The organism is Thioclava sediminum (genome assembly GCF_002020355.1).
GTDB classification, from domain to species: domain Bacteria; phylum Pseudomonadota; class Alphaproteobacteria; order Rhodobacterales; family Rhodobacteraceae; genus Thioclava; species Thioclava sediminum.
The window spans coordinates 15,975-39,720 of record NZ_MPZV01000005.1 but is presented as its reverse complement, the minus strand read 5'-3'; the positions used below and the strand labels follow the sequence as shown (position 1 = coordinate 39,720).

Annotated in this window: 21 protein-coding genes and 1 tRNA gene; 10 read left to right on the top strand and 12 right to left on the bottom strand. The window is 65.1% G+C overall.

What is annotated here, in order from left to right; all coding sequences use genetic code 11:
• Window positions 1-120: 120 nt before the first annotated feature.
• The 3 genes from gatB to pepN form a co-directional block, all read right to left on the bottom strand.
• A complete protein-coding gene (gene gatB / locus BMI91_RS17830; protein WP_078606107.1) occupies window positions 121-1,638 on the bottom strand; it encodes an Asp-tRNA(Asn)/Glu-tRNA(Gln) amidotransferase subunit GatB in 1,518 nt (505 codons plus the stop codon).
• An 86-nt stretch (window positions 1,639-1,724) separates the two neighbouring features.
• Window positions 1,725-2,138, bottom strand: coding sequence for a hypothetical protein (locus tag BMI91_RS17825; RefSeq protein ID WP_078571758.1), 414 nt, complete (start codon window positions 2,136-2,138; stop codon window positions 1,725-1,727).
• A gap of 141 nt (window positions 2,139-2,279) precedes the next feature.
• Window positions 2,280-4,850: an aminopeptidase N gene (pepN, locus tag BMI91_RS17820; protein WP_078606105.1), complete on the bottom strand. Its 2,571-nt coding sequence runs from the start codon at window positions 4,848-4,850 to the stop codon at window positions 2,280-2,282.
• A 512-nt stretch (window positions 4,851-5,362) separates the two neighbouring features.
• Here pepN and BMI91_RS17815 point away from each other — a divergent pair.
• From BMI91_RS17815 to BMI91_RS17780, 8 genes are all read left to right on the top strand, one after another.
• Complete coding sequence (locus BMI91_RS17815; RefSeq protein ID WP_078606104.1) at window positions 5,363-7,528, top strand: malate synthase G; 2,166 nt, start codon at window positions 5,363-5,365, stop codon at window positions 7,526-7,528.
• The gene (locus BMI91_RS17810; protein ID WP_078606103.1) at window positions 7,525-7,947 is read left to right on the top strand and encodes a GlcG/HbpS family heme-binding protein; all 423 of its coding nucleotides are present in this window, start codon (window positions 7,525-7,527) and stop codon (window positions 7,945-7,947) included. The genes BMI91_RS17815 and BMI91_RS17810 overlap by 4 nt, the downstream gene beginning before the upstream one ends.
• Before the next feature lie 155 nt (window positions 7,948-8,102).
• A complete protein-coding gene (gene argS, locus BMI91_RS17805; protein WP_078606102.1) occupies window positions 8,103-9,848 on the top strand; it encodes an arginine--tRNA ligase in 1,746 nt (581 codons plus the stop codon).
• 74 nt (window positions 9,849-9,922) lie between these two features.
• The gene (locus BMI91_RS17800; protein WP_078606101.1) at window positions 9,923-10,969 is read left to right on the top strand and encodes an SPOR domain-containing protein; all 1,047 of its coding nucleotides are present in this window, start codon (window positions 9,923-9,925) and stop codon (window positions 10,967-10,969) included.
• Window positions 10,969-11,970: a glycoside hydrolase family 3 N-terminal domain-containing protein gene (locus BMI91_RS17795; protein ID WP_078606100.1), complete on the top strand. Its 1,002-nt coding sequence runs from the start codon at window positions 10,969-10,971 to the stop codon at window positions 11,968-11,970. Before BMI91_RS17800 ends, BMI91_RS17795 begins: the two co-directional genes overlap by 1 nt.
• Window positions 11,963-12,745, top strand: a complete 783-nt coding sequence (locus BMI91_RS17790) for a segregation and condensation protein A (RefSeq protein ID WP_078522820.1) — start codon at window positions 11,963-11,965, stop codon at window positions 12,743-12,745. Before BMI91_RS17795 ends, BMI91_RS17790 begins: the two co-directional genes overlap by 8 nt.
• The gene (gene scpB, locus BMI91_RS17785; protein WP_078547427.1) at window positions 12,742-13,407 is read left to right on the top strand and encodes an SMC-Scp complex subunit ScpB; all 666 of its coding nucleotides are present in this window, start codon (window positions 12,742-12,744) and stop codon (window positions 13,405-13,407) included. Before BMI91_RS17790 ends, scpB begins: the two co-directional genes overlap by 4 nt.
• Window positions 13,408-13,421: 14 nt before the next feature.
• Window positions 13,422-13,637 carry a hypothetical protein gene (locus BMI91_RS17780; RefSeq protein WP_078606099.1) on the top strand — a complete coding sequence of 72 codons (216 nt, stop codon included), beginning with the start codon at window positions 13,422-13,424 and terminating at the stop codon, window positions 13,635-13,637.
• Between the two features lie 115 nt (window positions 13,638-13,752).
• On the opposite strand, the gene BMI91_RS17775 is transcribed toward BMI91_RS17780, so the two are convergent.
• From BMI91_RS17775 to BMI91_RS17765, 3 genes are all read right to left on the bottom strand, one after another.
• Window positions 13,753-14,184 carry a glyoxalase superfamily protein gene (locus BMI91_RS17775; RefSeq protein WP_078606098.1) on the bottom strand — a complete coding sequence of 144 codons (432 nt, stop codon included), beginning with the start codon at window positions 14,182-14,184 and terminating at the stop codon, window positions 13,753-13,755.
• Window positions 14,181-15,575: an MATE family efflux transporter gene (locus tag BMI91_RS17770; RefSeq protein WP_078606097.1), complete on the bottom strand. Its 1,395-nt coding sequence runs from the start codon at window positions 15,573-15,575 to the stop codon at window positions 14,181-14,183. Before BMI91_RS17770 ends, BMI91_RS17775 begins: the two co-directional genes overlap by 4 nt.
• A gap of 267 nt (window positions 15,576-15,842) precedes the next feature.
• The gene (locus tag BMI91_RS17765) at window positions 15,843-16,685 is read right to left on the bottom strand and encodes an AAA family ATPase (RefSeq protein ID WP_078522911.1); all 843 of its coding nucleotides are present in this window, start codon (window positions 16,683-16,685) and stop codon (window positions 15,843-15,845) included.
• Window positions 16,686-16,923: 238 nt separating this feature from the next.
• Here BMI91_RS17765 and dksA point away from each other — a divergent pair, with 238 nt between their 5' ends.
• Both dksA and BMI91_RS17755 read left to right on the top strand, forming a co-directional pair.
• A complete protein-coding gene (gene dksA, locus BMI91_RS17760; protein ID WP_078522815.1) occupies window positions 16,924-17,346 on the top strand; it encodes an RNA polymerase-binding protein DksA in 423 nt (140 codons plus the stop codon).
• A 123-nt stretch (window positions 17,347-17,469) separates the two neighbouring features.
• Window positions 17,470-18,642 carry an FAD-dependent monooxygenase gene (locus BMI91_RS17755; RefSeq protein ID WP_078606096.1) on the top strand — a complete coding sequence of 391 codons (1,173 nt, stop codon included), beginning with the start codon at window positions 17,470-17,472 and terminating at the stop codon, window positions 18,640-18,642.
• Window positions 18,643-18,906: 264 nt separating this feature from the next.
• Here BMI91_RS17755 and BMI91_RS17750 read toward each other — a convergent pair whose 3' ends face one another.
• From BMI91_RS17750 to plsX, 6 genes are all read right to left on the bottom strand, one after another.
• A complete protein-coding gene (locus BMI91_RS17750; protein WP_078547412.1) occupies window positions 18,907-19,989 on the bottom strand; it encodes a 2'-deoxycytidine 5'-triphosphate deaminase in 1,083 nt (360 codons plus the stop codon).
• Between the two features lie 61 nt (window positions 19,990-20,050).
• Window positions 20,051-20,128, bottom strand: a tRNA-Pro gene (locus tag BMI91_RS17745).
• An 87-nt stretch (window positions 20,129-20,215) separates the two neighbouring features.
• A complete protein-coding gene (locus BMI91_RS20255) occupies window positions 20,216-21,181 on the bottom strand; it encodes a MerR family transcriptional regulator (RefSeq protein WP_244176677.1) in 966 nt (321 codons plus the stop codon).
• 27 nt (window positions 21,182-21,208) lie between these two features.
• Window positions 21,209-21,508 carry an integration host factor subunit alpha gene (ihfA, locus tag BMI91_RS17735; protein ID WP_075775489.1) on the bottom strand — a complete coding sequence of 100 codons (300 nt, stop codon included), beginning with the start codon at window positions 21,506-21,508 and terminating at the stop codon, window positions 21,209-21,211.
• A gap of 145 nt (window positions 21,509-21,653) precedes the next feature.
• Complete coding sequence (locus BMI91_RS17730; protein ID WP_078522811.1) at window positions 21,654-22,628, bottom strand: beta-ketoacyl-ACP synthase III; 975 nt, start codon at window positions 22,626-22,628, stop codon at window positions 21,654-21,656.
• Window positions 22,625-23,746, bottom strand: a complete 1,122-nt coding sequence (plsX, locus tag BMI91_RS17725; protein WP_078522910.1) for a phosphate acyltransferase PlsX — start codon at window positions 23,744-23,746, stop codon at window positions 22,625-22,627. Before plsX ends, BMI91_RS17730 begins: the two co-directional genes overlap by 4 nt.

Here is a 23,746-nt window from a genome sequence, read left to right as displayed (position 1 = left end):
CCGCGTGAGCCTAGGGCGCGTCTCCCCAAGCCACAAGCGCGAAGACTTGTTCCCGAATTCTTTCCGGGCGGACGTGAAAAAGGCGCCCGAAGGCGCCTTGATCGGAATTGTTCGCGAGGCTTACAGCCCCAGCTTCTGCGCGACGATCTGGTTGACCGCCTTGGGGTTGGCCTTGCCGCCCGAGGCCTTGATGACCTGACCGACGAACCAGCCAGCGAGCTTCGGATTGGCCTTTGCCTTCTCGACCTGCTCGGGGTTCGCGGCGATCACCTCGTCCACGGCGGCCTCGATGGCGCCGGTATCGGTGACCTGAATCATGCCGCGCTCTTCCACGATCTTCTCGGGGTCGCCGCCTTCGGTATAGACGATCTCGAAGAGGTCCTTTGCGATCTTGCCCGAGATCTTGTCGGACTTGATCAGCCGGATGATCGCGCCAAGCTGCGCGGCATCGACCGGGCTCGACGAGATGTCGTGATCTTCCTTCTTCAGGCGGCCGAACAGCTCGTTGATGACCCAGTTCGCGGCGAGCTTGCCGTCACCGGCCTCGGCCACCACGGCCTCGAAGTAATCCGCGTTCTCGACCTCTGCGGTCAACACCGAGGCGTCATACTCCGACAGGCCCAGCTCCTTGACGAAGCGCGCCTTCTTCTCGTCGGGCAGCTCCGGCATGGACGCGCCGATATCGTCGACCCAGGCCTGCTCGATTTCCAGCGGCAGCAGATCGGGGCAGGGGAAGTAGCGGTAATCATGCGCTTCTTCCTTCGAACGCATCGAGCGCGTCTCGCCCTTGTCGGGATCGTAGAGGCGGGTTTCCTGCACCACTTCGCCGCCGTCTTCGACGATGGCGATCTGGCGACGGGCCTCGTATTCGATGGCCTGTTGGATGAAGCGCATCGAGTTCATGTTCTTGATCTCGCAGCGCGTGCCGAGATGGCTGAAATCCTGCGTTTCCTGATATTTCTCGTAAGCGCCCGGTTTGCAGATCGAGACGTTCACGTCGGCGCGCAGGTTGCCGTTCTGCATGTTGCCGTCGCAGGTGCCCAGATAGCGCAGGATCTGGCGCAGCTTGCCGACATAGGCGGCCGCTTCCTCGGGGCCGCGAATGTCGGGGCGCGAGACGATTTCCATCAGCGCGACGCCGGTGCGGTTGAGGTCCACGAAGGACATATGCGGGTCCATGTCGTGGATCGACTTGCCCGCGTCCTGCTCGAGGTGGATACGCTCGATCCGGACCTTGCGGGCGACGCCCGGGCCCATATCGACGATGATTTCGCCCTCGCCCACGATGGGGTGGTATAGCTGCGAAATCTGGTAGCCTTGCGGCAGGTCCGGGTAGAAATAGTTCTTCCGGTCGAAGGCCGAGCGCAGGTTGATATCGGCTTTGAGGCCCAGCCCGGTGCGCACGGCTTGCGCCACGCAGAACTCGTTGATCACCGGCAGCATGCCGGGCATCGCCGCGTCGACGAAGGCCACGTTGGAGTTCGGCTCTGCGCCGAACTTGGTCGAGGCGCCCGAGAACAGCTTGGCTTTCGAGGCCACCTGCGCGTGGACTTCAAGCCCGATCACCAGCTCCCAATCCGATTTGGCACCGGCAATGACCTTGGGTTCGGGGGCTTGGAATTCGAGATGGTCGAGCATGTCCACATCCTGTCAGTAAAGGCTTGGGCAAGCTTCTAGGACAGGGCAGGGGCGGGAGCAAGAGGGCGACCGCCCCGGATTGGGGATCAGACCACCGGCACCCCATAGGATTCGAAAATCGCGCTGAGCCGGTCGAGCGGCGGCGTGGCCTCTCGTGGCAGGTAGGCGCGGCGCCCGTCGCGCAGCGTGACCATGCATTCGTCGCCCGCAAGCTTGCGCCGCCGCAGCCGCGCCGAGTCGATCTGCGCAAGCGGGAACGTGCCCAGTTGCCGCCCGTTGCGATAGACTTCCATTCGCGCAGGCGTGATGCGCAGCAGCCCCGAGCGATTGCGCATCAGCTTGTACAAAGTGAGGGCGAGATAGATCCACGCGGCGACGTGAATCCAGGTCGTCGCAGTCAGTTTCATTGCGCCGTAAAGCAGCGCCATCCCGAAGGCGAGGGCGAGATAACCTCCCGCCCGGCGGGCTTGGTGTCGGTATTCAAATTCATTGTCGTCCATGGTCGAGCCCATCCGCGAAATTGCGTAACGCCCGCAAGGCGCGGGCGTCCGCGTTTCGTAGCGCGAGAACCCGGCACGGATGGGCCGAAAATACGGCCAATCCGTGGTGAGATGGGCGCGCCTGCGGGCGCTGAGCGGAAATCAGCCCAACAGACGCTGCGTCATCTCCGACAGGTCGCGGCTGAGGCCCGGCTGAGCGGCGATCCGCTCCAGCTCGCTGCGCATCTTCTCGCGCCGGCCTTCGTCATAGCGCGTCCACGTCTCGAAAGCGGTGGACATGCGGGCTGCGACCTGCGGATTGACCGGATCGAGCTTCAGGAGCCAGTCGGCATAGAAGCGATAGCTCGCCCCGTCCGCGCGGTGGAAGCCCGCGTGATTGCCCGACAGCCCCGCCATCAGCGCGCGGAAGCGGTTCGGCGTCTTCCAAGTGAAGAGCGGATCGCCGGTCAGCGCCTCGGCGCGCTCCAGCGCCATCTCTGGCGGGCAATTGGCAAGCTGGACGAGGAACCACTTGTCCATCACCAGCCGGTCGCCCTGCCAGCGGTCGCGGAATTCGGCCATGGCGGCGGCGTCCTGCCCGGTCTGCACCAGAGCGGCGAGCGCGCCGAGGCTTTCGGTCATGTTCTCGGCCGAGGCGAAAAGCGCCCCCGCCCGTGCCCCGCCGTCGATGCGGTTCAAAAGCCGCAGAACGGCAAGGCGCAGCGCCCGCGGACCGGCCTGCTCGGGATCGGAGCTATAGGGCCCCGTCGCTTCGGTGTTGGTGAAGATTTCCGCCAGAAGCGTCTTATGCGCGCTCGCCAGATCGCGGGCGAGCCCTTCGCGCGCCGCGTAGATCGCCGCTGGATCGGGCGTCTCGCCCTGATCATAAAGCGCCTGCGCGATGCTGTCCTCGGAGGGCAGGTTCAGGCACAGTGCACGGAAGGCCGGATCGGCGGTCTCGTCGCGCAGCAGCGCCCCGATCGCATCGGAGAAGGACGCGTCGGTCGCCTGCCCTTGCACCCGCCCGATCAGCACTTTCTGGGCCAGCGCGCGGCCAGCCTCCCAGCGGTTGAACGGGTCGCGGTCGTGGGTCAGCAGGAAGGCCAGCTCGGACGTATCGGCGTCGCGCTCCAGCCGTACGGGGGCGGAGAAGTCGCGCAGGATCGAGGGCACCGGGCGCGTCGCGAGCCCGTCGAAGGTGAAGCTTTGCTTCGCCTCGGTCATCTCCAGCACGGTGGAGGGCACGACCTCGTCGCCATTCTCGGACAGAAGACCGACTTCGATCGGAATATGGCGCGGAAGTTTCTCCGGCTGGCCGGGCGTGGGGCGCGTTTCCTGTTCGAATTCAAGCGTATATGTGCCGTCCTTGAAGCTGTCGCGCACCCGCAGGGTCGGCGTGCCCGCATCGGTGTACCAGCGCTTGAACTGGCTCAGATCGCGGCCCGAGCTGTCCTCGAAGACCTTCAGCCAGTCCTCGATCGTGCAGGCCTGCCCGTCATGACGCTCGAAATAGAGATCCAGCGCGGCGCGATAGCCATCTGCGCCCAGCAAGCGGTGCAGCATCCCCACGATCTCGGCGCCTTTCTCATAGACGGTCGCGGTGTAGAAGTTGTTGATCTCGCGGTAATGATCGGGGCGCGGCGGGTGCGAGAGCGGGCCGCGATCCTCGCGGAATTGCCGTCCGCGCAGCGAGAGGACGTCGTCGATCCGCTTCGTCGCATGGCCGCGCATGTCGCCGGTGAACTGCTGGTCGCGATAGACTGTCAGCCCCTCTTTCAGGCACAGCTGGAACCAGTCGCGACAGGTGATCCGGTTGCCGGTCCAGTTGTGGAAATACTCATGGGCGATGATACCCTCGATACGCTCGTAATCGGCGTCTGTCGCGGTCTCGGGCGAGGCGAGAACCCATTTGGAGTTGAAAATGTTCAACCCCTTGTTCTCCATCGCGCCCATATTGAAGTCATCGACGGCAACGATGTTGAAAATGTCCAAGTCGTATTCGCGCCCATAGGCCTCTTCGTCCCAGCGCATCGAGCGGTGGAGCGCCTGCAGGGCGAAGTCGCAGCGGTCCTCGTCGCCCGGACGGACCCAGATATTCGTCGCGACCTTGCGGCCCGACATCGTGGTGAATGTGCCCGAATGCGCGCGCAGGTCGCCCGCGACCAGCGCGAAGAGATAGGCGGGCTTGGGCCACGGATCGACCCATTCGGCATAGCCCTCGCGGCTCTCGACGAGATCGCCATTCGCCAGCAGCACCGGCTGGTCGCCGGTGATCGTGACGTGGAAGCGCGCCATCACGTCGGGGCGGTCCGGGTAGAAGGTGATCTTGCGGAAGCCCTCAGCCTCGCATTGCGTGCAATACATGCCTTTGGACATGTAGAGCCCTTCGAGCGCTGTGTTCTTCGACGGCGCGATCCGGGTGACGGTCTCCAGCGTGAAGGCCTGAGGCGGCAGAACATGCGCCGGGATCGTCAGGCCCGTCTTTGTCAGTTCATAGTCGTCAGGCGTCAGCGCCCGCCCGTCCACTGCGACCGAGACCAGCTCCAGATCTTCGCCATCGAGTTCCAGCGCGGCCGCCTCCTGCCGGGGCGAGAAGGAAAGACCCGCGCGCACTTCGGTCGCGTCCGGGTCGAGCGTGAAATCAAGCCGCACGGTCTCGAGGGTGAAGGGGTAGGGGCGGTAGTCGATCAGGCGCTTGGCAGGGGCGTCGGCAGCCGTCAGTTCAGCGGACATTCTTACGATATTCCTCGTTAACTTCGGGTCGTGTCACGTGGAGCGCATCCCTACCAAGGCAAGTTCGCCTTTGCGTGAGGTGCGCCTCCCGTCTCGGGCGGGGGCGATCCGGTCTGGCCTCGCTGTCCCGCAGCTGGCGGAACAGTATCTGCCCCGCTCGGGGTTTTCAAAGCGGTTTCGCGGACCGCTCGGAGAGACGCGGTGGCAGGCCGGGTGAACCTGAAGCGGGTGGGTTGCGTCACCTGAGGTGAAGGGGGCCTGTCCACCACGCAAGCGCCCGAGACCACCGGCGTCGGTACTGCTGAAAGAAATGGCGCGGCGACCGAAGCCGACCCGATCCAGCAGTGAGCTCGGTCGGGTAATGAGTGGCAGCGTTGTCCCTTGGGCGATCGGAGAGCCTCTTCTCACCCTTTCACCGTCTTAGCGTCTTCCCGCCCGCGACCGGCAATCCGCTGGACATTCACGCTCAGCGGTTTCATCTAGTACGCGACTAAGCAAACCGGGAGGGCTTAATGGCACAGCGGGTCGCACGTAACGAACTGCAGGTGGCGGTCGAACTGGCCGCCTTCATCGAGGATCAGGCTTTGCCGGGAACTGGCGTCGCGCCGGAGCGCTTCTGGGAGGGGCTGTCGGACCTGCTGCATACGCAGGGGCAGAAGAACCGCGCGCTGCTGGAGACGCGCGAGGCGATCCAGTCCAAGCTCGACGATTGGCACGCGCATCACCGCGCCGAAGGCTTTGATTTCGAAGACTATAAATCCTTCCTCAAAGAGATCGGCTACCTGCTGCCCGAAGGCGACGACTTCAAGATCGAGACGCCGGAAACCGATCCCGAATTCGCCACCGTCTGCGGTCCGCAGCTCGTCGTGCCTATCACCAATGCGCGCTATGCGCTCAACGCGGCGAATGCGCGCTGGGGCAGCCTTTACGATGCGCTTTACGGCACGGACGCACTTGGCGATCTGCCGCAGGGCAAGGGCTATGACCCCGAGCGCGGCGCGCGCGTGATCGAGCGCGCGAAGGCATTTCTCGACGAGGCGGTGCCGCTTGCAGGCGGCAGCTGGACCGGCGTGACCGCGCTGCGCGTAGAGAACGGCGTCTTCTTCGTCGAGAACGCGGTGGGCGAAACGGGGCTGGCCGATCCGGCGCAGTTCCTCGGGTTCAACATTTCCGACGAGGGCGCGCTGTCGGAGGTTCTGCTGGAAAATAACGGGCTGCATCTCGTGATCGAGATCGACCCGACCACCGAGGTCGGTCAGGCCGATCCTGCCGATATCGCCGATGTCATTCTTGAGGCCGCGATCAGCACGATCATGGATTGCGAGGACTCGGTTGCCTGTGTCGATGCCGAGGACAAGGTTCAGGCCTATGGTAACTGGCTGGGTCTGATGAAGGGCGATCTGCGCGAAAACGTCGTGAAGAACGGCGAGAAGACGGTCCGGCGGCTTGAAGGCGATTACCAGTTCACCGGCGGCGGTGGCGAGAAGATCACGCTGAAGGGCCGTTCGCTGATGTTGGTGCGCAATGTCGGCCACCTGATGACCACGCCCGCGATCCTGACCCGCGACGGCGAAGAGGCCTTCGAGGGGCTGATGGATGCGATGGTCACCACGCTTTGTGCGATGCATGACCTGAAGAAGACCGAAGGTCCGCGCAACTCGGTCACCGGCTCTGTCTATGTGGTGAAGCCGAAGATGCACGGCCCCGAAGAGGTCGCCTTCGCGACCGAGATCTTCGACAAGGTCGAAGAGGTTCTGGGCCTGCCGCGCTACACCGTGAAGCTGGGCATCATGGACGAGGAGCGCCGCACCTCGGTCAATCTCAAGGAATGCATCCGCGCCGCGAAAAACCGCGTGGCCTTCATCAACACGGGCTTCCTCGACCGCACGGGCGACGAGATCTACACCTCGATGCAGGCCGGGCCGATGCTCGCCAAGGGCGAGATGAAGGGCCAGCCGTGGATCGAAGCCTATGAGGATCGCAACGTCGATATCGGGCTCGCGTGCGGGCTGGCGGGCAAGGCGCAGATCGGCAAAGGCATGTGGGCGATGCCCGACCGGATGGCCGATATGCTCGAGGCCAAGGTCAACCATCCGCTGGCGGGCGCGAACTGCGCCTGGGTGCCGTCGCCGACGGCGGCCACGCTGCATGCCACGCATTACCACAAGGTCGATGTGAAGCGCCGCCAGCAGGAGATCGCCGCGATGAACCGCCCGGCGCGGCTCGACGATCTGCTGACGATCCCGCTCGCACGGGGCAAGAACTACTCGGAAGAGGAAATCCGCACCGAGATCGAGAACAACGCGCAGGGCATCCTCGGCTATGTCGTGCGCTGGGTCGATCAGGGTGTCGGCTGCTCGAAGGTGCCCGACATCCACGACGTGGGCCTGATGGAAGACCGCGCGACCTGCCGGATTTCCAGCCAGGCGATCGCGAACTGGCTCGAACATGGGCTGGTGAGCGAAGGTCAGGTGATGGAGGCGCTGCGCAAGATGGCCAAGGTCGTCGACCGCCAGAACGAGGGCGACCCGAACTACCGCCCGATGGCGCCCGGCTATGACGGATTCGCCTTCCAGGCGGCGTGCGATCTGTGCTTCCTGGGTACGGTCCAGCCCTCGGGATATACGGAACCGGTGCTGCATCAGCGCCGCCTGCAAGTGAAGGAGGAACGCGCATGATCACGCTCGAAAAAGCGCAGAAGATGATCGAGACCGCGCTGGCGCAAGGTGTGGAAGATGGGCTGAAACCGCTCTCGGCGATCGTGCTGGATGCGGGCGGCCACCCGCTGGCTTTCGCGCGCGCCGATGGCGCCGCGCCGGGTCGGTTCGAGATCGCGCGCGCCAAGGCTTACGGCGCGGTGATGCTGGGCATGGGCGGCAAGGCGCAGATGGCGCGGGCCGAAGCGCAGGCCTATTTCATGGCCGCGGTGAACGGCATCTATGACGGCAAGACCTGCCCGGTGCCCGGCGGCGTGCTGATCCGCGACGAGAGCGGGGCGGTGATCGGCGCGATGGGCGTCACCGGCGACACCTCGGACAATGATGCGAAAGTGGCCGTGGCCGGGATCGAGGCTGCGGGCTTTACTGCCGAGGACTGATCCTCTCGCAAGGTTCGATTTCGGGCGGCCCGGCAGGCGATGCCGGGCCGCCCGCGTCGTCTCTGCCCCCGCTTGGGCCCCGCTCTGCCCGCGCTCGGGCCATTGACGCGCCCGGCGCGCTCTGGCAGGGGAGAGCGCAAATAAGGACAATGAGAATGCACCTGTTTTCCGACATCCGCGCCGCGGTGATTGCGGCACTCGATCAGATGGTTTCCGAGGGCGCGCTGCCCGAGGGGCTGGACTACGCAAACGTCGCGGTGGAGCCGCCGCGCGATCCGCTGCATGGCGACATGGCGACCAACGCCGCGATGGTGCTGGCCAAGCCCGCCAAATCGAAACCGCGCGACATCGCCGAGACGCTGGCGGGCAAGCTGGCCGCAGATGACCGGATCGTCAGCGCCGATGTGGCCGGTCCCGGCTTCATCAACCTGCGCCTCGATCCGAAGGTCTGGGCCGATGTGACCCACGCCGTGCTGAAAGAGGGCGCGGATTACGGGCGTTCCGATCTGGGCAAGGGTGTGAAGGTCAACGTGGAATATGTCTCCGCGAACCCCACCGGCCCGATGCATGTCGGCCATACGCGTGGCGCCGTGTTCGGCGATGCGCTGGCGAGCCTGCTGGACTTCGCGGGCTACGACGTCACGCGGGAATATTACATCAACGATGGCGGTGCGCAGGTCGATGTGCTCGCCCGCTCCGCCTATGAACGCTATCGCGAAGCCTGTGGCCTCGAGCCGGAAATCCGCGAGGGGCTTTACCCGGGCGATTACCTGATCCCGGTCGGCGAGGCGATCAAGGCGAAGTATGGCGAGAGCCTGCTCGAAAAGCCCGAGGAAGACTGGCTCGAGGATATCCGCGAATTCGCGACCGAGCAGATGATGGAGATGATCCGCGGGGATCTCGCCTGCCTCGGCGTGAAGATGGATGTGTTCTCCTCCGAGAAATCGCTCTACGGGACCGGCCAGATCGAGGCGGCGCTGAAGCGGCTCGAGGATCTTGGGCTGATCTACGAGGGCGTGCTCGACCCGCCGAAGGGCAAGCTGCCCGAGGATTGGGAAGAGCGCGAGCAGACGCTGTTCCGCTCGACCGACTATGGCGATGACGTGGACCGTCCGGTGAAGAAGTCGGATGGCTCCTGGACCTATTTCGCGCCCGATATCGCCTATCACTGGACCAAGATCGAGCGTGGCTACGATCTTCTGATCGACGTCTTCGGCGCCGACCATGGCGGCTATGTGAAGCGGATGAAGGCAGCGGTCGCGGCGCTGTCGGATCGCAAGGTGACGCTTGATATCAAGTTGATCCAGCTGGTGAAGCTGTTCAAGAATGGCGAGCCCTTCAAGATGTCGAAGCGCGCGGGCACGTTTGTCACGCTGCGCGACGTGGTGGAGCAGGCGGGCGCGGATGTGACCCGCTTCCACATGCTCACCCGCAAGAACGACGCGCCGCTGGATTTCGATTTCGACAAGGTGCTGGAGCAGTCCAAGGACAACCCGGTCTTCTACGTCCAATATGCGCATGCCCGGGTCTGCTCGGTGCTGCGCAAGGCGGCGGAGGCTGGCTGGGACATGTCGGATGCGCGTCTGGCCAAGGTCGACCTGTCCGGCGACTGGCATCCGTCCGAGCTGGAACTGGTCAAGAAGATCGCCGAATGGCCGCGTCTTCTGGAGATCGCGGCGCGCGCGAACGAGCCGCACCGGGTGGCGTTCTACCTCTACGATCTCGCCTCGGACCTGCACAGCCTGTGGAACCGTGGCAATGACGAGCCGGCCCTGCGCTTCCTGCAGGATGGCAATGAGGCCGCATCGGCGGCGAAAATCGCCCTTGCCCGTGCCAGCGCCGTTGTCATTTCCGCCGGTCTTGGTATTCTTGGCGTGACCCCGGCTGAAGAGATGCGATAAACGCACGCCGCCGGGAACAGGCAAATTCCGGGTCAACCGGGCAAGGCCGGGCAACCGGCGGCGAGGCGACGAGCATGACGACCTACGACTACCGCGAGAGTGGGGGTTACGGGCATGAACACCCGCAGCCCCATTACGCGCATCCCGAAGATCCCGCTCCTGAACGTGCGCCACGAGTCGTGTCGCGATGGGTCAATGTGGCCGGCGCGCTGACATCGGTCGCGATGATCGCGGGTCTGGTGGTCTGGGGCTACAAGCTGGCGATGCGCGATCTCAACGGCGTGCCGGTGATCCGCGCGATGGACGGGCCCGCCCGGATCGCGCCCGAGGACCCGGGCGGCGAACTTGCGCGCCATACCGGTCTTGCCGTGAACGACGTCGCTGGCACGGGGCAGGCGGCGCCTGCGCCCGAGAAAGTGACGCTCGCGCCCAGCCCGGAAGGCTTCACCGACGACGACAAGCCGATGGGCGAGCTGGCGGCAGAGGCCAAGGTGGCAGGCGATGAGGCCGACGCTGCGTCCAATCCGGCCGTAGAGGCCGCGATCGCGGCGCTCGAGCCTGCTGCGCTCAATGCCGATCCCTCTCAGGTGAAGGACGCGCCCGACATTCCCGTCAAGCCCGCGCTGATGAGCCCGGCGATGCCCGAGACGCGCCCCGACGCGGTCGAGCAGGAGGCAACACCCGAGAGCGAAGCGGTCAGTGGCGTGATCCCGGCTACGGTTCCGGGCGTATCGCGCTCGCCGCGGCCGCAGACCAAGCCGATGCGCGATCAGCTTCTGGCGGCGGCGCTGGAGCAGGCGGTGACGAAGCAGATGTCGGCGGGACAGGCCGAGAAAGGTGTCGTCGATCTCGATCCGTCGGAACTGTCCGCTGGCACGCGTCTCGTGCAGCTTGGCGCCTTCGACACTGAGTCCGCCGCCAAGGGCGAATGGGACCGCATCGCCAAGCGCTTCGACGCGCTGATGTCCGGCAAGAAGCGCGTAGTTCAGAAGGCCAGCTCCGGCGGGCGCGATTTCTATCGCCTCCGCGTCGCGGGCTTTGACGATGTGACCGAAGCGCGCCAGTTCTGCGCCGCACTCGTGGCCGAGCGGCAGAACTGCATCCCGACGCAGGCGCGCTGATGGGCGTCGCCGCGATCTTCGGATGCGAGGGGACCGAGCTCTCCGCGCGTGAACGCGATTTCTTCCGCGAGGCCGACCCGTGGGGCTTCATCCTGTTCTCGCGCAACATCGACACGCCCGACCAGGTCGCCCGGCTGACCGATGCGCTGCGCGGGGCCGTGGGGCGCGATGCGCCGGTGCTGATCGATCAGGAAGGCGGCCGGGTGCAACGGATGCGCGGGCCCCAGTGGCGCGAATGGCTGCCGCCGCTGGAGCAGGCGAAGCGGGCAGGGGCGCAGGCGCCGCGCTCCTTCTGGCTGCGCTCGCGGATCATGGCCGAGGAGCTGCGTGCGGTCGGCATCGACGTGAACTGCGCGCCCACCTGCGATATCGCGGGGCTTCTGACGCATCCGTTCCTGCAAAACCGCTGTCTGGGCAAGGATGCGGCCACCGTGATCGCCAATGCTCGCGCCACCGCCGACGGACTGCTTGCGGGCGGTGTTCTCCCAGTCATCAAGCATATCCCCGGCCACGGCCGAGCGATTTCCGACAGCCACAAGGATTTGCCGGTGGTCGAGGCCTCCAAGGCCGACCTCATCGCGAGCGATTTCGCACCCTTCAAGGCGCTCTCGGATTTGCCGCTGGGCATGACCGCACATATCCGCTTCACCGCGCTCGACGCGGCCCCCGCGACGCAGAGCGCGAAGATCATCAAGATGATCCGCGAAGAGATCGGCTTCGGCGGACTCCTGATGAGCGACGATATCGGGATGGAGGCGCTGGCGGGTGGCTTCGGGACGCGCACGGCTGCCGCTCTGGCTGCTGGCTGCGATCTGGTGCTCCATTGCAAGGGCGACATGCCCGCGATGGAAGAAGTGGCGATGGCCGCCCCGGCGATGAGCGAGGCGGCAAAGACCCGCGCCGAGGCCGCGCTGGACCGGCGCTTGCCGCCCGAGACAGTTGACATGGCCGCGCTCGATGCCGAACTTGAGGCACTCTTGAGCGGCGGCATGGATGAGTGACACCGAAAATCTGTTCGACTCGCAAACGGTAGCGGATCGGCTTCAGGCCGAGGCGCTGATCGTCGATGTCGACGGGTTCGAAGGCCCGCTCGACCTTCTGCTGACGCTTTCGCGCAGCCAGAAAGTCGATCTGCGCAAGATCTCCGTGCTGCAACTGGCCGAGCAATATCTGGCCTTCGTCGACCGCGCGAAGGCGCTGCGCATCGAGTTGGCCGCCGATTACCTCGTAATGGCGGCGTGGCTCGCCTTCCTGAAATCGCGCCTTCTGCTGCCGCCCGACCCGGAGGCAGAAGGCCCCTCGGCGGAAGATCTGGCCGAGCATCTGGCCTTCCAGCTGGAACGCCTGCAGGCGATGCGCGAGGCGGCGGCGCAGTTGATGGCGCGCGACCGGCTGGGGCGCGACACCTTCGCGCGCGGCATCTCGGAAGAGGTCGAGCGCGTCCGCAAGGTCACCTATTCGGCCTCGCTGATGGACCTGATGCAGGCCTATGCGCGCATCCGCACGCGCGATGAATTCCGCCCCTATGCGTTCGATCGCACCAATGTCTTCACGATGGAGGAGGCGCTGGACCGGATGCGCGGGCTGATCGGTTTCGCGGGCGGCTGGTCGGAGCTGACCACCTTCCTGCCCGACGGCTGGACTGCCGATCCCAAACGCCGACGCTCGGCCACCGCCGCGACTTTCGCCGCCTCGCTTGAAATGGCCAAGCAGGGCCAGATCGAGCTGCGCCAGAGCGATACGTTCCAACCCATTTCGATCCGGAAGAAGACATGAACGACGAGCCGGAACAGACTGAAGAAAAAGAAGAAACCCTCTTCGCGGCGCCGCCCATCGCCGAGCAGGAGCGGATGGTCGAAGCGATCCTTTTCGCCTCTGCCGAACCGGTCCGTCTGCGCGAGATGGAAGAGCGGATGCCGCATGGCTGCGACCCCGCCGAGGCGCTCGTGCATCTGCGCAAACGCTATGAGGGGCGCGGCGTGCGCGTCGTGAAGGTCGGCGACGCCTGGGCCGTGCGCACCGCGCCTGATCTCGCCTTCCTGATGCAGAAAGAGACGGTGGAGGAGCGCAAGCTGTCCCGCGCCGCCGTCGAGACGCTCGCGATCATCGCCTATCACCAGCCCGTCACCCGCGCCGAGATTGAAGAGATCCGCGGCGTCGCCGTGTCGCGCGGCACGATCGACCAGTTGCTGGAGATGGAATGGATCCGCTTCGGCCGCCGCCGGATGACGCCGGGCCGTCCGGTCACTTTCGTCGTGACGCAGGAATTCCTCGACCAGTTCAGCCTCGAGAGCGCCCGCGACCTGCCGGGCCTCAAGGAGCTGCGCGCCGCAGGCCTGCTGGATTCGCGCCCGCTTCCGGGTGCAGGCTCGGACGACGACGAGGAGGGCGAGGAGGACGAGGCCCAGACCGGCCAGTCCGAATTGTTCGAGGATTGACAGGGGGATATCCGATGAACTTCAACCAGATCATCAACATGGTCATCCGGATGTTCCTGCGCCGCGGGATCAACTGGGGGATCAACAAGGGCGTCGGTATGGCGTCGAAGCGGGGCGGCAAGGGCAAAGCTCAGGGCCCGATGACGGCGCAGGAGCGCAAAGCCCAGCAGGGCGCGCGCGACGCGGTCAAGCGGGCGCGCAAGGCGGCGCGGATCACGCGGCGCATGTGAGGGGCTCCGGCAGCTCGCGACGCGGCAGCTTTGCGGACAAAGTTGCCATTCGCTGCGACGGCCGAACCTCCCGAAGAGGTCCGGCAAAGGGCTACCGCTCAAAGGAAATGTGAGATCAGGACGGCGCTTTCTCCAAGGTAAGATGGGGTGTGCCATCCGACGTTCTGCTGTGGCTGCACCCATCTTCGCGCAGAGTGCCACGAATGCGGGACCGCCAATTCGAGAAGCTGTCGAACCGCACCGTGTCGATCGGCTTATCCAGCGCGATTTCGACCCGGCGATGCGCGGCGGGACCCGAAAGGGCGACGATCTTTCCGCTAAAGGCTTGTCCGAGGTAGTGTCCGGTCACCCGGTCGCCCAGGGCAAGTTCCGGTGGCGCATTGCGTTGACTGAGACGGGCGTGAAGCGTGTTCCAGTCCCGCGCCCCATGTTGCCGGGCGACGAGTTCGAGAGCCTGGGCATGACTGACGGTCATACCTTGGGCCTGCAAGGCCTGACGCAGTGCCTTGGCCTGCATCTTGACGGTGTCGAGGGATGCTTGTGTCATGCGGCTTCCTTCGCGTGCGGCGTTGTGGAGATGGGCGCAGTGAGGCGGTTTCGGACGACAAGGGTTAAGGCCAGTACAAAGAGCGCGGCATCGGCGATGGGGAAGGCGAACCACAGGCCGTCGATCCCTGCCACTGCATTCAGGACAAGCAGCAGCGCGGGCGTCAGCAGCCACGGCTTGGTCAATGTGAGTGCCGCGGTCCGGAGCGGATACCCCATCGCTTGAAAATGCAAGGCGAGGACGAGGATGGGGCCGGTGACGACGTAGAGGGCCGTCATCGGCCTCAGGATCGCGGCAACTGCCGAGACGACCTCCCGGTCGTTCGAGAACATCGCGCCCAAGGGCTCGCCCAGAAAGGCTCCGGTGAGCGTCACACCAAGGCACCACAGGAACGCGCTTCCCATGGCAAGCCGCAAGGCTGCGCCCGCCCGATCCAGCCGGCCCGCGCCCGCGTTGTTGCCGGTGATGCTCTGGGTGCTCAGCGCGATCGCCATCTGTGGCAGGAAGGCCAGTCCGAGAATGCGTGTCACCACGCCGTAGGCCGCGATAAAGGTTGCATGGTTCGTGGCGGTGGTGCCGACGACGAGGAGAACCACGCTTGAAACCAAGGCCATCCCAATGAAGGTCAGGCACAAAGGGAGCCCGAGCGAGAAGATCTGCAGCCACCCCGACAGCCAGCTGTGGCGGCGGAGCGCCCCAAGGGGCAACAGGTCGCGATCGCGTTCCCGCAGGACCAGCAGCAGCGCGAGGCCGAGGGTCTGCGCGCCCACGGTGCCGATCGCAGAGCCCGCCACCCCCAATCCAAACAGCACTATCGCGATGTAGTTCGCCCCGATGTTCAGCAGATTCACGAGTACCGAGAGCATGGCGATCTGCCCTGCACGTCCCTCGTTGCGCAGGGCATCGGCGTGCAGACCCAAAGCGAACTGGATTGGCGCGCCGAGTATCAGGATCAGAAGGTAGCTCTGCGCCCCACCTGCGACCGCAGCGTTTCCGGCTGCGAGTGCGGAGATGATGACGGGCCCCACCGACAAAGCGCCTGCGATCAGCGCCGCGCTGATGGCGAGGGCCAGCCCGTGGGCACCTGCGAAGACGGCTCCAGCCTGTGTGCGGGCGCCTGCGCCCAGATGGCGGGCGAGCAAGCTCGACATGCCGCCACCGGCCAAAGTCGTCAGTGCCGTGAGCAGCATGACGACCGGAAAGGCCAGGCTGACCGACGCCAGGGCCTGCGCTCCGACGAAGCGCCCGACGAAGATCCCGTCTATGACGTTAAGCAGCCCACCCATCGACATGACCACCGCCATGGGCAGGGCATTCGACACGAACAATCGTCCGACGGGCTGTGTCAGGAGACGGTTTTCAATTGCAGTAGATGCAGGTCCAGCGGACATGGCTCACTCCTCCAGAGAGGCATTTCGGATCGGGAGGGAGCCTGCATTGCCCACCTGCGAAATGCTTCGAGGGTGAGATGTCGTCTTGTTCCGGGCTTCACCGTGACTCGCGTCCGCAGGCGGCAGGTGCCCGGCACCTACCGGCTTCTTAAGAGGGAACCCCATCAAGCGCAATAGGCCACGCAAGGTCGTGCGACCGCGCCGCCCCGAGATGCATGATTGTTACGCTATAAAGTCCAGACCCGGAGCTATGGGCTCAATCCGGACTCACCGCCCCTGACGTCGCGCCATGAAGGCCAGCCGCTCGAACAGATGCACGTCCTGCTCGTTCTTCAGAAGCGCGCCGTGCAGCTTCGGCAGCAGGCTCGCGCCTTCGCGTTTGAGGTCTTCGGGGTTCAGATCCTCAGCCAGCAGCAGTTTCAGCCAGTCGAGCACCTCGGAGGTCGAGGGTTTCTTCTTCAGGCCCGGGGTCTCGCGGATCTCGTAGAACTGGCTCAGCGCCTCGGTCAGCAAGCGGTCCTTGATGTCGGGGAAGTGGACGGCGACGATTTCGCGCATCACCTCCGGCTCGGGGAAGCGGATGTAGTGGAAGAAGCAGCGGCGCAGGAAGGCGTCGGGCAGTTCCTTTTCGTTATTCGAGGTGATGATGACGACGGGGCGGTGTTTGGCCCGGATCGTCTCGCCGGTCTCATAGACGTGGAACTCCATCTTATCGAGTTCCTGCAGCAAGTCGTTCGGGAACTCGATATCGGCCTTGTCGACCTCGTCGATCAGCAGCACGACTTTCTCGCCCGCCTCGAAGGCCTGCCAGAGCTTGCCCTTGCGGATGTAGTTCTTCACGTCGTTGACGCGCTCGTCGCCCAGCTGGCTGTCGCGCAAGCGGCTAACCGCGTCATATTCGTAAAGGCCCTGCTGTGCCTTGGTGGTGGATTTGATGTTCCACTCGACCATCTCCATCCCGAGGCTCTGCGCCACCTGCCGCGCGAGTTCCGTCTTGCCGGTGCCCGGCTCGCCCTTCACCAGAAGGGGGCGCTCCAGCGCCACGGCGGCGTTGACCGCGACGGTCAGATCGGGCGGGGCGACATAGCTGTCGGTCGATTGAAATTGCACGGGGAATACGCTCCGGTTTCGAGATCGCTGCGCAATGATCTTGCGCAAATCGTTTGCAACCTATCTGCGCCAAAATGCTGCCGCAACCCGGGCGTAAGAATTGATGAGGAAACACGCAGTCCGGGCGAATGCGGACGTGACAACACTGTGTTCTTGGGGTATTGCCTCGCCCGAGGAGAGTTGGCCGATGGCGAATGACGATCATGGTGACGCCCCCGGCACGTATGAGAGGGCAGGTATGAGAGCTGAAGTATTCCTTCCGGATGACTATCGTCCGGCCGAGAATGAACCCTTCATGAATGACCGGCAGCTGGAGTATTTCCGCAGAAAGCTTCTGGCGTGGAAGGCCGAACTTCTCGAACAATCCGCTGAAACGCTGGAAGGTCTCGCGGAATCCGCGCGCAACGTTCCCGATATCGCCGATCGCGCCTCCGAGGAAACCGATCGTGCGCTGGAACTGCGCACCCGCGACCGTCAGCGCAAGCTGGTCAGCAAGATCGACTCGGCGCTGCGTCGCATCGACAATGGCGAATACGGCTATTGCGAGAAGACCGGGGAGCCGATCTCGCTCAAGCGTCTCGATGCGCGTCCGATCGCGACGATGACGCTGGAAGCGCAGGAAAAGCACGAGCGCCGCGAACGGGTGCATCGCGACGACTGATCGCCTGCGCGCACTGCGTGTGGTGATGCACAAAACGCGCGTTGCCTTCGGGCGGGAAGGCGCGCAAAACAATTCGACACCGGCACCGCCAAGGTGCCGGTGTTCGCTTTTGAAGGAGGTCCCATGCTGATCGGGCGCAAGGTTACGGTTCTGGGTGCAGGGATCGCGGGGCTGACCGTGGCGCGGGCTCTGGCGATGCGCGGCGCGGATGTCGAGGTGCTCGAACAGGCCGAAGCGATCCGCGAAGTGGGCGCCGGGCTGCAGGTCTCGCCCAACGGGGCCGCGGTGCTGCGCGCCTTGGGGCTGGGCAAGGCGCTGGAGGCGGCGGGGCCGCGTGCCGAGGCGGTGCGGCTCGTCGATGGAGAGACCGGGAGCCAGGTGGCCAAGCTCGACATGGCGCGGCTGCGTCCCGATGCGGATTACCACTTCGTCCATCGCGCCCGGCTGATCGAGCTGCTGGCCGATGGGGCGCGCGAGGCGGGGGTGAAAATCCGCCTGTTGCAGCAGATCGAGCGGGTGGACCTGTCCGGGTCGCATCCGGTGCTGCACACCAAGCAGGGCGCCGAGATCGAGACCGACCTGCTGATCGGGGCCGACGGGCTCAATTCCAAGACGCGCGAGGCGCTTAACGGGCGGGTGGCGCCGTTCTTTACCCATCAGGTGGCGTGGCGCGCGCTTGTGCCGTGCGACGATTCCGAGCCGAAGATCGCGCAGGTCTTCATGGGCGCGGGCAAGCATCTGGTGAGCTATCCGCTGGGCCGGGGGCTGCGCAATGTCGTGGCCGTCGAGGAGCGGCATCGCTGGGTCGAGGAAAGCTGGGCGCTCGAGGATGATCCGATCAATCTGCGCACCGCCTTCGAGGATTTCTGCCCGACCGTGCGCGGTTGGCTCGATCAGGTCGAGAAGGTGAACCTCTGGGGTCTGTTCCGTCACCCGGTGGCCGAACGCTGGTTCGCGCCCGGTGTCGCGATTCTGGGCGACGCCGCGCATCCGACGCTGCCCTTCCTTGCGCAGGGTGCCGTGATGGCGATGGAGGATGCCTGGGTTCTCGCCGAGGCGCTTGCCAATTACGAGACCGACGACGTGGCCTTCGCCGCCTATCAGAAAGCGCGCTGGGATCGCTGCGATCAGATCGTGACGGCGGCGAACAAGAACGCGCGGAACTATCACCTGTCAGGGGCGCCGCGCACCTTTGGTCATCTCGCGCTGCGTGCTGCCTCGCGGTTCACGCCGGAGCGGCTGGTGGGGCGGTTCGACTGGATCTACGGGTATGACGTGACGCAGCAGGCGGGGTAGGGCGTCTCAACGGGGCTCTGGCGCGGGGCGACCAGCCCCGGGCCGCGCCCGACCCTCCCCACGGGAGGGCGCATTGGCGATGTCAGCACGGGCACGACCGACCTGCGGGCTTGCGAGATAAAGTGCCGAGCCACAAAGCGCGCAAAGCGCCAACCCGAGGCTCGGGCGCGACCCTCAGCCGCTACAGAGTCGCTGCCCCGGCCCTTCGCTTGCGCTTCGGGCGTTCGCCGGGCGTCCTTCCACTGGAAGGCCGCTTTTCCCGGCTCACCCCATCCGGAAATGCTTGGCGAGCTTCAGGCCCTGGCCCTGATAGTTCGAGGCAATGTCCTTGCCGTAGAGCTGGCGCGGCTCCTCGGCCATGCGCTCATAGACGAGGCGCCCCACCACCTGCCCATGCTCCAGCGCGAAGGGTGCCTCGTGGCAGCGTACTTCCAGTACCCCACGCGAGCCGGTGCCGCCGGCAGCGCCATGGCCGAAGCCGGGATCGAAGAAGCCCGCGTAATGGACGCGGAATTCGCCGACCATCGCCAGATAGGGCGCCATTTCGGCGGCGTGGTCGGGCGGGATCGTCACGGCCTCTCGGCTCACGAGAATATAGAACGCGCCGGGATCGAGGATGATGCGGCCATCGGAGGCGCGCACCTCTTCCCAGAAATCGCGGGCCGGGTAATGGCCGATCTTGTCGATGTCGATCACGCCGGTATGGGGTTTGGCGCGGTAGCCCACCAGATCGCCCTCGGCGGGCTTCAGATCGACCGAGAAACCCAGACCCTCGTCGATCACCGCGGGGCCATCCACGAGCGGCTCCTGCTGGTGCAGGATCTTCAGCTCGGCATCGCTGAGCGCCGCCTGACCGGCGCGGAAGCGGATCTGGTTGAGCCGCATACCGGGTCGCACCAGCACCGAGAAACTGCGCGGGCAGATCTCGGCATAGAGCGGGCCGTTATAGCCTTCGGGGATTCGGTCGAACTCGGTCCCGTCATCGGTGATCAGGCGGGTCAGCAGATCGAGCCGCCCGGTGGAGCTTTTGGCATTGGCGACCGCCGTGACGCCCTCTGGCAGCGCGAGGGTCTCCATCAGCGGCACGAGATAGACGCAGCCTTTCTCGAGCACCACGCCGTCATCGGTCAGCGCCATGCGGTGCATCTCGAAGTCATGCAGGCGGTGCGAAACCTTCTGGCCCTTGCCTGCAAGGAACGAGGCGCGCAGCCGGTACGCCACGGTGCCAAGCCGCAGATCGAGGCTCGCAGGTTGAATCTGTTCGGGGATGATGGCTGGCTCGGCGGCGATCTCACCGCGCGTGATCATGTCTTGCAGCATCGTGTCAGGCAGCACGCCGATGGTCATCCGATCCCTCCTCCGGATACACGAACGCCCACCCCGATGAAGAGGTGGGCGTTTGTCGAATTGGTCGGGCTGGCGAGATTCGAACTCACGACCTTCCGTCCCCCAGACGGACGCGCTAACCAGGCTGCGCCACAGCCCGACGAGGGGGATATAGTGCGAACCGGGCGGCGGGTGCAAGCAGTTAGTGAGAGAAATTTCACGCCAATTCGTCCGGGGTTAAGATCACTCATTCCGCCTGCGCGGAGCCATGCTGTGCGAGCCGCACCTGAAGGGCCTGCGCACGCAGGCGCAACATGCGCAGATCGCCCCGATCGGCGGGGCTCAGCCGCGCCGGATCGAGCGTGCGCAGCCCATGTAACAGCCGTGCGAGATCGGCCCGCGCGGCGATTTTCGCGGCGCGTTCCTGCGGCCCGCGATCGATCGTCATCGCCACGACAGGGGCCATCGGCTCCGGCTCGGGTTCGACATCGAGCGCCATCGGGGCCTCTGCGTCTTCATCCCACGCTTCTTCTTCCGGGGATTCGCTGGAGGCGGTCTCCGACTCGTCGAAGAAGGAAGGCTGCGACGGGGCAGGGAAGGGTGTCACCGAGCCGCCCTGATGGGCCTCAATGGGGGCGTCCTCGGCGGGGCTGAGATCGAGCAGTTCCTCGGGGCGCTCAGGAAGCGCCTCGGTCTGGGACTCGTCTTGAGCTGTATCATGCGCGCTGTCCTCGAGAGAGGCCGCCTCTTGCGGGGCTTCCTCCTGCGGCGCGATTTCTTCCAGTGCTGCCTCGGTCGACTCGGGCGTGGGCTCGCTCGGGGTCGCGTTCTGCGCCTGAGGCTCCTCTTGCGGGGTCGGGCTGTGCTGAGGCGCGGCAACCGGGGCAATCGGCTCCGGGGCGCTTTGCGTGGCCTCAATGGTCTCGCGCTCATCCTCGACGCTGACCTCGCCACGCGCAGCGACTTCGCGGATGCCTTCCTCGCGCAGGAGTTTCTGCACGCCACGGATGGTCATGCCTTCTTCATGCAGGAGATGCTTGATGCCGCCCAGAAGCGCCACATCGGCAGGCCGGTAATACCGCCGCCCGCCAGCACGCTTCACCGGTTTCACTTGCGTGAACTTGCTCTCCCAGAACCGAAGAACATGGGTCGGCGTGTCGAGAAGGTCTGAAACCTCAGAGATCGTCCGAAACGCGTCGGCGGATTTACCCATCGGCAGGACCTGTCATTTGTTATCGGGTTACTTCGAGTTGCCCGCCGCCACGCGGTCCTTCATCAGATGCGAGGGACGGAAGGACAGCACGCGACGCGGAGAGATCGGAACCTCTTCGCCGGTCTTCGGATTGCGGCCCATGCGCTTGGCTTTCTCGCGCACCGAGAAGGTGCCGAACGAGCTGATCTTGACCGTCTCTCCCTCCACGAGGGCGTCGGACATATGCTGCAGCACGCTTTCGACAAGCTGCGCCGATTCATTGCGCGACAATCCAACTTCGCGGAACACCGCTTCGCTCAGATCCATGCGCGTCAGGGTCTTCGACATCCTATCCCCCCGGATAAAGAGTTTGGCTAACAGTGACCGACCGTAATTCCCGAGTCAATATCAAGCACTTGGCGGACGGGATTGATGCGCGGGCTCACGCGCGTTTGCGCGGGTATCGCGTAAAACGAATGCAGAGAGGCCGCGCTTACCAGCGCAGGACGACCGAGCCCCATGCCAGACCGCCGCCGATCGCCTCGGTGACCAGCACCTGGCCTTCCTTGATCTGGCCGCGTTGCTTGCCGACCGAGAGGGCCAGCGGGATCGAGGCCGCGGAGGTATTGCCGTGGTCCTGAACCGTGACGATTACGCGGTCCATCGGCAGCTGCATCCGCTCGGCCGTGGCCGAGATGATACGCAGGTTCGCCTGATGCGGCACGATCCAGTCGACGTTCTCGCCCGTGAGCCCGGCCTTATCGAGCGCCTTGTGCGCGGTCTCGGCCAGTTTGGTGACCGCGTGTTTGAAGACCGCGTTGCCCTGCATGCGCAGATGGCCCGCCGTGCCGGTGGTGGAGACCCCGCCATCGACATAGAGCAGGTCCTTGTAGCGCCCGTCGGAATGAAGATCAGACGACAGGATGCCGCGATCATTCGCCGTGCCGGTGCCTTCGGCGGCCTCGAGGACCAGCGCGCCTGCGCCGTCGCCAAAGAGCACACAGGTGCCCCGGTCGGTCCAGTCCATGATCCGCGAGAAGGTTTCGGCGCCGATCACCAGCACGCGCTCTGCCTGACCCGACAGGATCAGCCCGTTCGCATTGGTCAGTGCGAAGATGAAGCCCGCGCAGACGGCCTGCACGTCATAGGCAAAGCCCGTGGTCGAGCCCAAGCCCGCCTGAACCATCGTGGCGACGGAGGGGAAGGTACTGTCGGGCGTGGAGGTCGCGACGACGATCGCGTCGATCTGGTCGACGCTCATATTCGCGTCTTCGAGCGCGGCCTCCGCGGCCTTGATCGCGAGATCGGAGGTATACTCCCCTTCGGCGGCGATGTGGCGACGCTCGATCCCGGTACGCCCGCGAATCCATTCATCCGTGGTATCGAGCGTTTTCTCGAACTCGGCGTTCTCGACAACGCGCTCGGGCAGGTAATGGCCTACGCCGCGCACCACGGATCTGATCGTCATTGGCTGCTCTCGCTTTTCTCGGCGGCTGATGGCGCGCCGGATTTGGTCTCATCCTGCCCCGAGGGAAGGGTGGTGGCAACCCGTGCGGCAAGCTTCGCGCCGAAGCCCGAGCGTGCCAGACGGGCGGCCAGTTCGATCGCGGCGGCGAAGCTGGTGGCATCCGCCGAGCCGTGCGATTTCACGACCGTGCCGTTGAGGCCGAGGAAGACGCCGCCATTGGCGCGGCGCGGATCTGTCTTGTGCCGCAGGCGCTTGAGCGCACCCATCGCGAAGAGGGCGCCCAACTTTGACATCACCGAAGAGGTCAGCGCCTCGCGCAGGAGCTCGGCCACGAATTTCGCGGTGCCCTCGCCGGTTTTCAGCGCGACATTGCCGGTGAAACCGTCGGTCACGATTACGTCGGCGCGTGCGCCGGCCAGCTCGTTACCCTCGACGAAACCCGCGAAGTCGAACTGCCCCGCCTCTTGGGCGTTGCTGATCAGCTCATAGGCTTCTTTGAGCTCGGGGCGGCCTTTGTGCTCTTCGGTGCCGATATTCAGCAGGCCGATGCGCGGACGCTCAAGTCCCAGCGCGTTGCGCGCGTAGGAGGTGCCCATCAGGGCGTAGGTCAGAAGATCCTCCGCATCGGCTTTCACGTCGGCGCCCATGTCGAGCATGACGTTCCAGCCCGCAGGCCCCCGGGAGGGCCAGAAGGAGGCGATGGCCGGACGGTTCACGCCCGGCATTTTGCGCAGCCGCATCATCGAGATCAGCATCAGCGCCCCGGTATTCCCGCAGGAGACCGCGACATCGGCCTCCTTGTCGCGCACCGATTCGATGGCCGACCACATTGAGGTGTCCTGCCCGTTGCGCAGAACCTGCGCGGGCTTGTCCTCCATCGTGACGGTTCGCTCGGCGTGGCGCAGATCGACACAGTCGCCAAGATCGTGCTTGGCGATCAGCGGTTCGAGCTGCGCGCGCGGGCCGTGGATGATGAAATGCAAATCGGGGTGAGCGCGATGCGCCTTCGCGACGCCGGCGATCGTGGCTTCGGGGCCAAGATCACCACCCATCGCGTCGACGGACAGAACGACAGCGCCGGCATTCGCCGGCGCTTTGCCCTTCTGGGCGGCTCGCAT

What these genes read in the sequence shown, in the direction of transcription:
- BMI91_RS17825 (WP_078571758.1), bottom strand. Translation starts at nt 2,138, where the DNA reads ATGGACGACAATGAATTTGAATACCGACACCAAGCCCGCCGGGCGGGA.
- BMI91_RS17755 (WP_078606096.1), top strand. Translation starts at nt 17,470, where the DNA reads ATGCTGATCGGGCGCAAGGTTACGGTTCTGGGTGCAGGGATCGCGGGG.
- BMI91_RS20255 (WP_244176677.1), bottom strand. Translation starts at nt 21,181, where the DNA reads ATGGGTAAATCCGCCGACGCGTTTCGGACGATCTCTGAGGTTTCAGAC.
- BMI91_RS17790 (WP_078522820.1), top strand. Translation starts at nt 11,963, where the DNA reads ATGAGTGACACCGAAAATCTGTTCGACTCGCAAACGGTAGCGGATCGG.
- BMI91_RS17810 (WP_078606103.1), top strand. Translation starts at nt 7,525, where the DNA reads ATGATCACGCTCGAAAAAGCGCAGAAGATGATCGAGACCGCGCTGGCG.
- BMI91_RS17815 (WP_078606104.1), top strand. Translation starts at nt 5,363, where the DNA reads ATGGCACAGCGGGTCGCACGTAACGAACTGCAGGTGGCGGTCGAACTG.
- pepN (WP_078606105.1), bottom strand. Translation starts at nt 4,850, where the DNA reads ATGTCCGCTGAACTGACGGCTGCCGACGCCCCTGCCAAGCGCCTGATC.
- BMI91_RS17770 (WP_078606097.1), bottom strand. Translation starts at nt 15,575, where the DNA reads ATGTCCGCTGGACCTGCATCTACTGCAATTGAAAACCGTCTCCTGACA.
- BMI91_RS17800 (WP_078606101.1), top strand. Translation starts at nt 9,923, where the DNA reads ATGACGACCTACGACTACCGCGAGAGTGGGGGTTACGGGCATGAACAC.
- BMI91_RS17775 (WP_078606098.1), bottom strand. Translation starts at nt 14,184, where the DNA reads ATGACACAAGCATCCCTCGACACCGTCAAGATGCAGGCCAAGGCACTG.
- ihfA (WP_075775489.1), bottom strand. Translation starts at nt 21,508, where the DNA reads ATGTCGAAGACCCTGACGCGCATGGATCTGAGCGAAGCGGTGTTCCGC.
- BMI91_RS17795 (WP_078606100.1), top strand. Translation starts at nt 10,969, where the DNA reads ATGGGCGTCGCCGCGATCTTCGGATGCGAGGGGACCGAGCTCTCCGCG.
- scpB (WP_078547427.1), top strand. Translation starts at nt 12,742, where the DNA reads ATGAACGACGAGCCGGAACAGACTGAAGAAAAAGAAGAAACCCTCTTC.
- argS (WP_078606102.1), top strand. Translation starts at nt 8,103, where the DNA reads ATGCACCTGTTTTCCGACATCCGCGCCGCGGTGATTGCGGCACTCGAT.
- dksA (WP_078522815.1), top strand. Translation starts at nt 16,924, where the DNA reads ATGAGAGCTGAAGTATTCCTTCCGGATGACTATCGTCCGGCCGAGAAT.
- BMI91_RS17780 (WP_078606099.1), top strand. Translation starts at nt 13,422, where the DNA reads ATGAACTTCAACCAGATCATCAACATGGTCATCCGGATGTTCCTGCGC.
- BMI91_RS17730 (WP_078522811.1), bottom strand. Translation starts at nt 22,628, where the DNA reads ATGACGATCAGATCCGTGGTGCGCGGCGTAGGCCATTACCTGCCCGAG.
- gatB (WP_078606107.1), bottom strand. Translation starts at nt 1,638, where the DNA reads ATGCTCGACCATCTCGAATTCCAAGCCCCCGAACCCAAGGTCATTGCC.
- plsX (WP_078522910.1), bottom strand. Translation starts at nt 23,746, where the DNA reads ATGCGAGCCGCCCAGAAGGGCAAAGCGCCGGCGAATGCCGGCGCTGTC.
- BMI91_RS17750 (WP_078547412.1), bottom strand. Translation starts at nt 19,989, where the DNA reads ATGACCATCGGCGTGCTGCCTGACACGATGCTGCAAGACATGATCACG.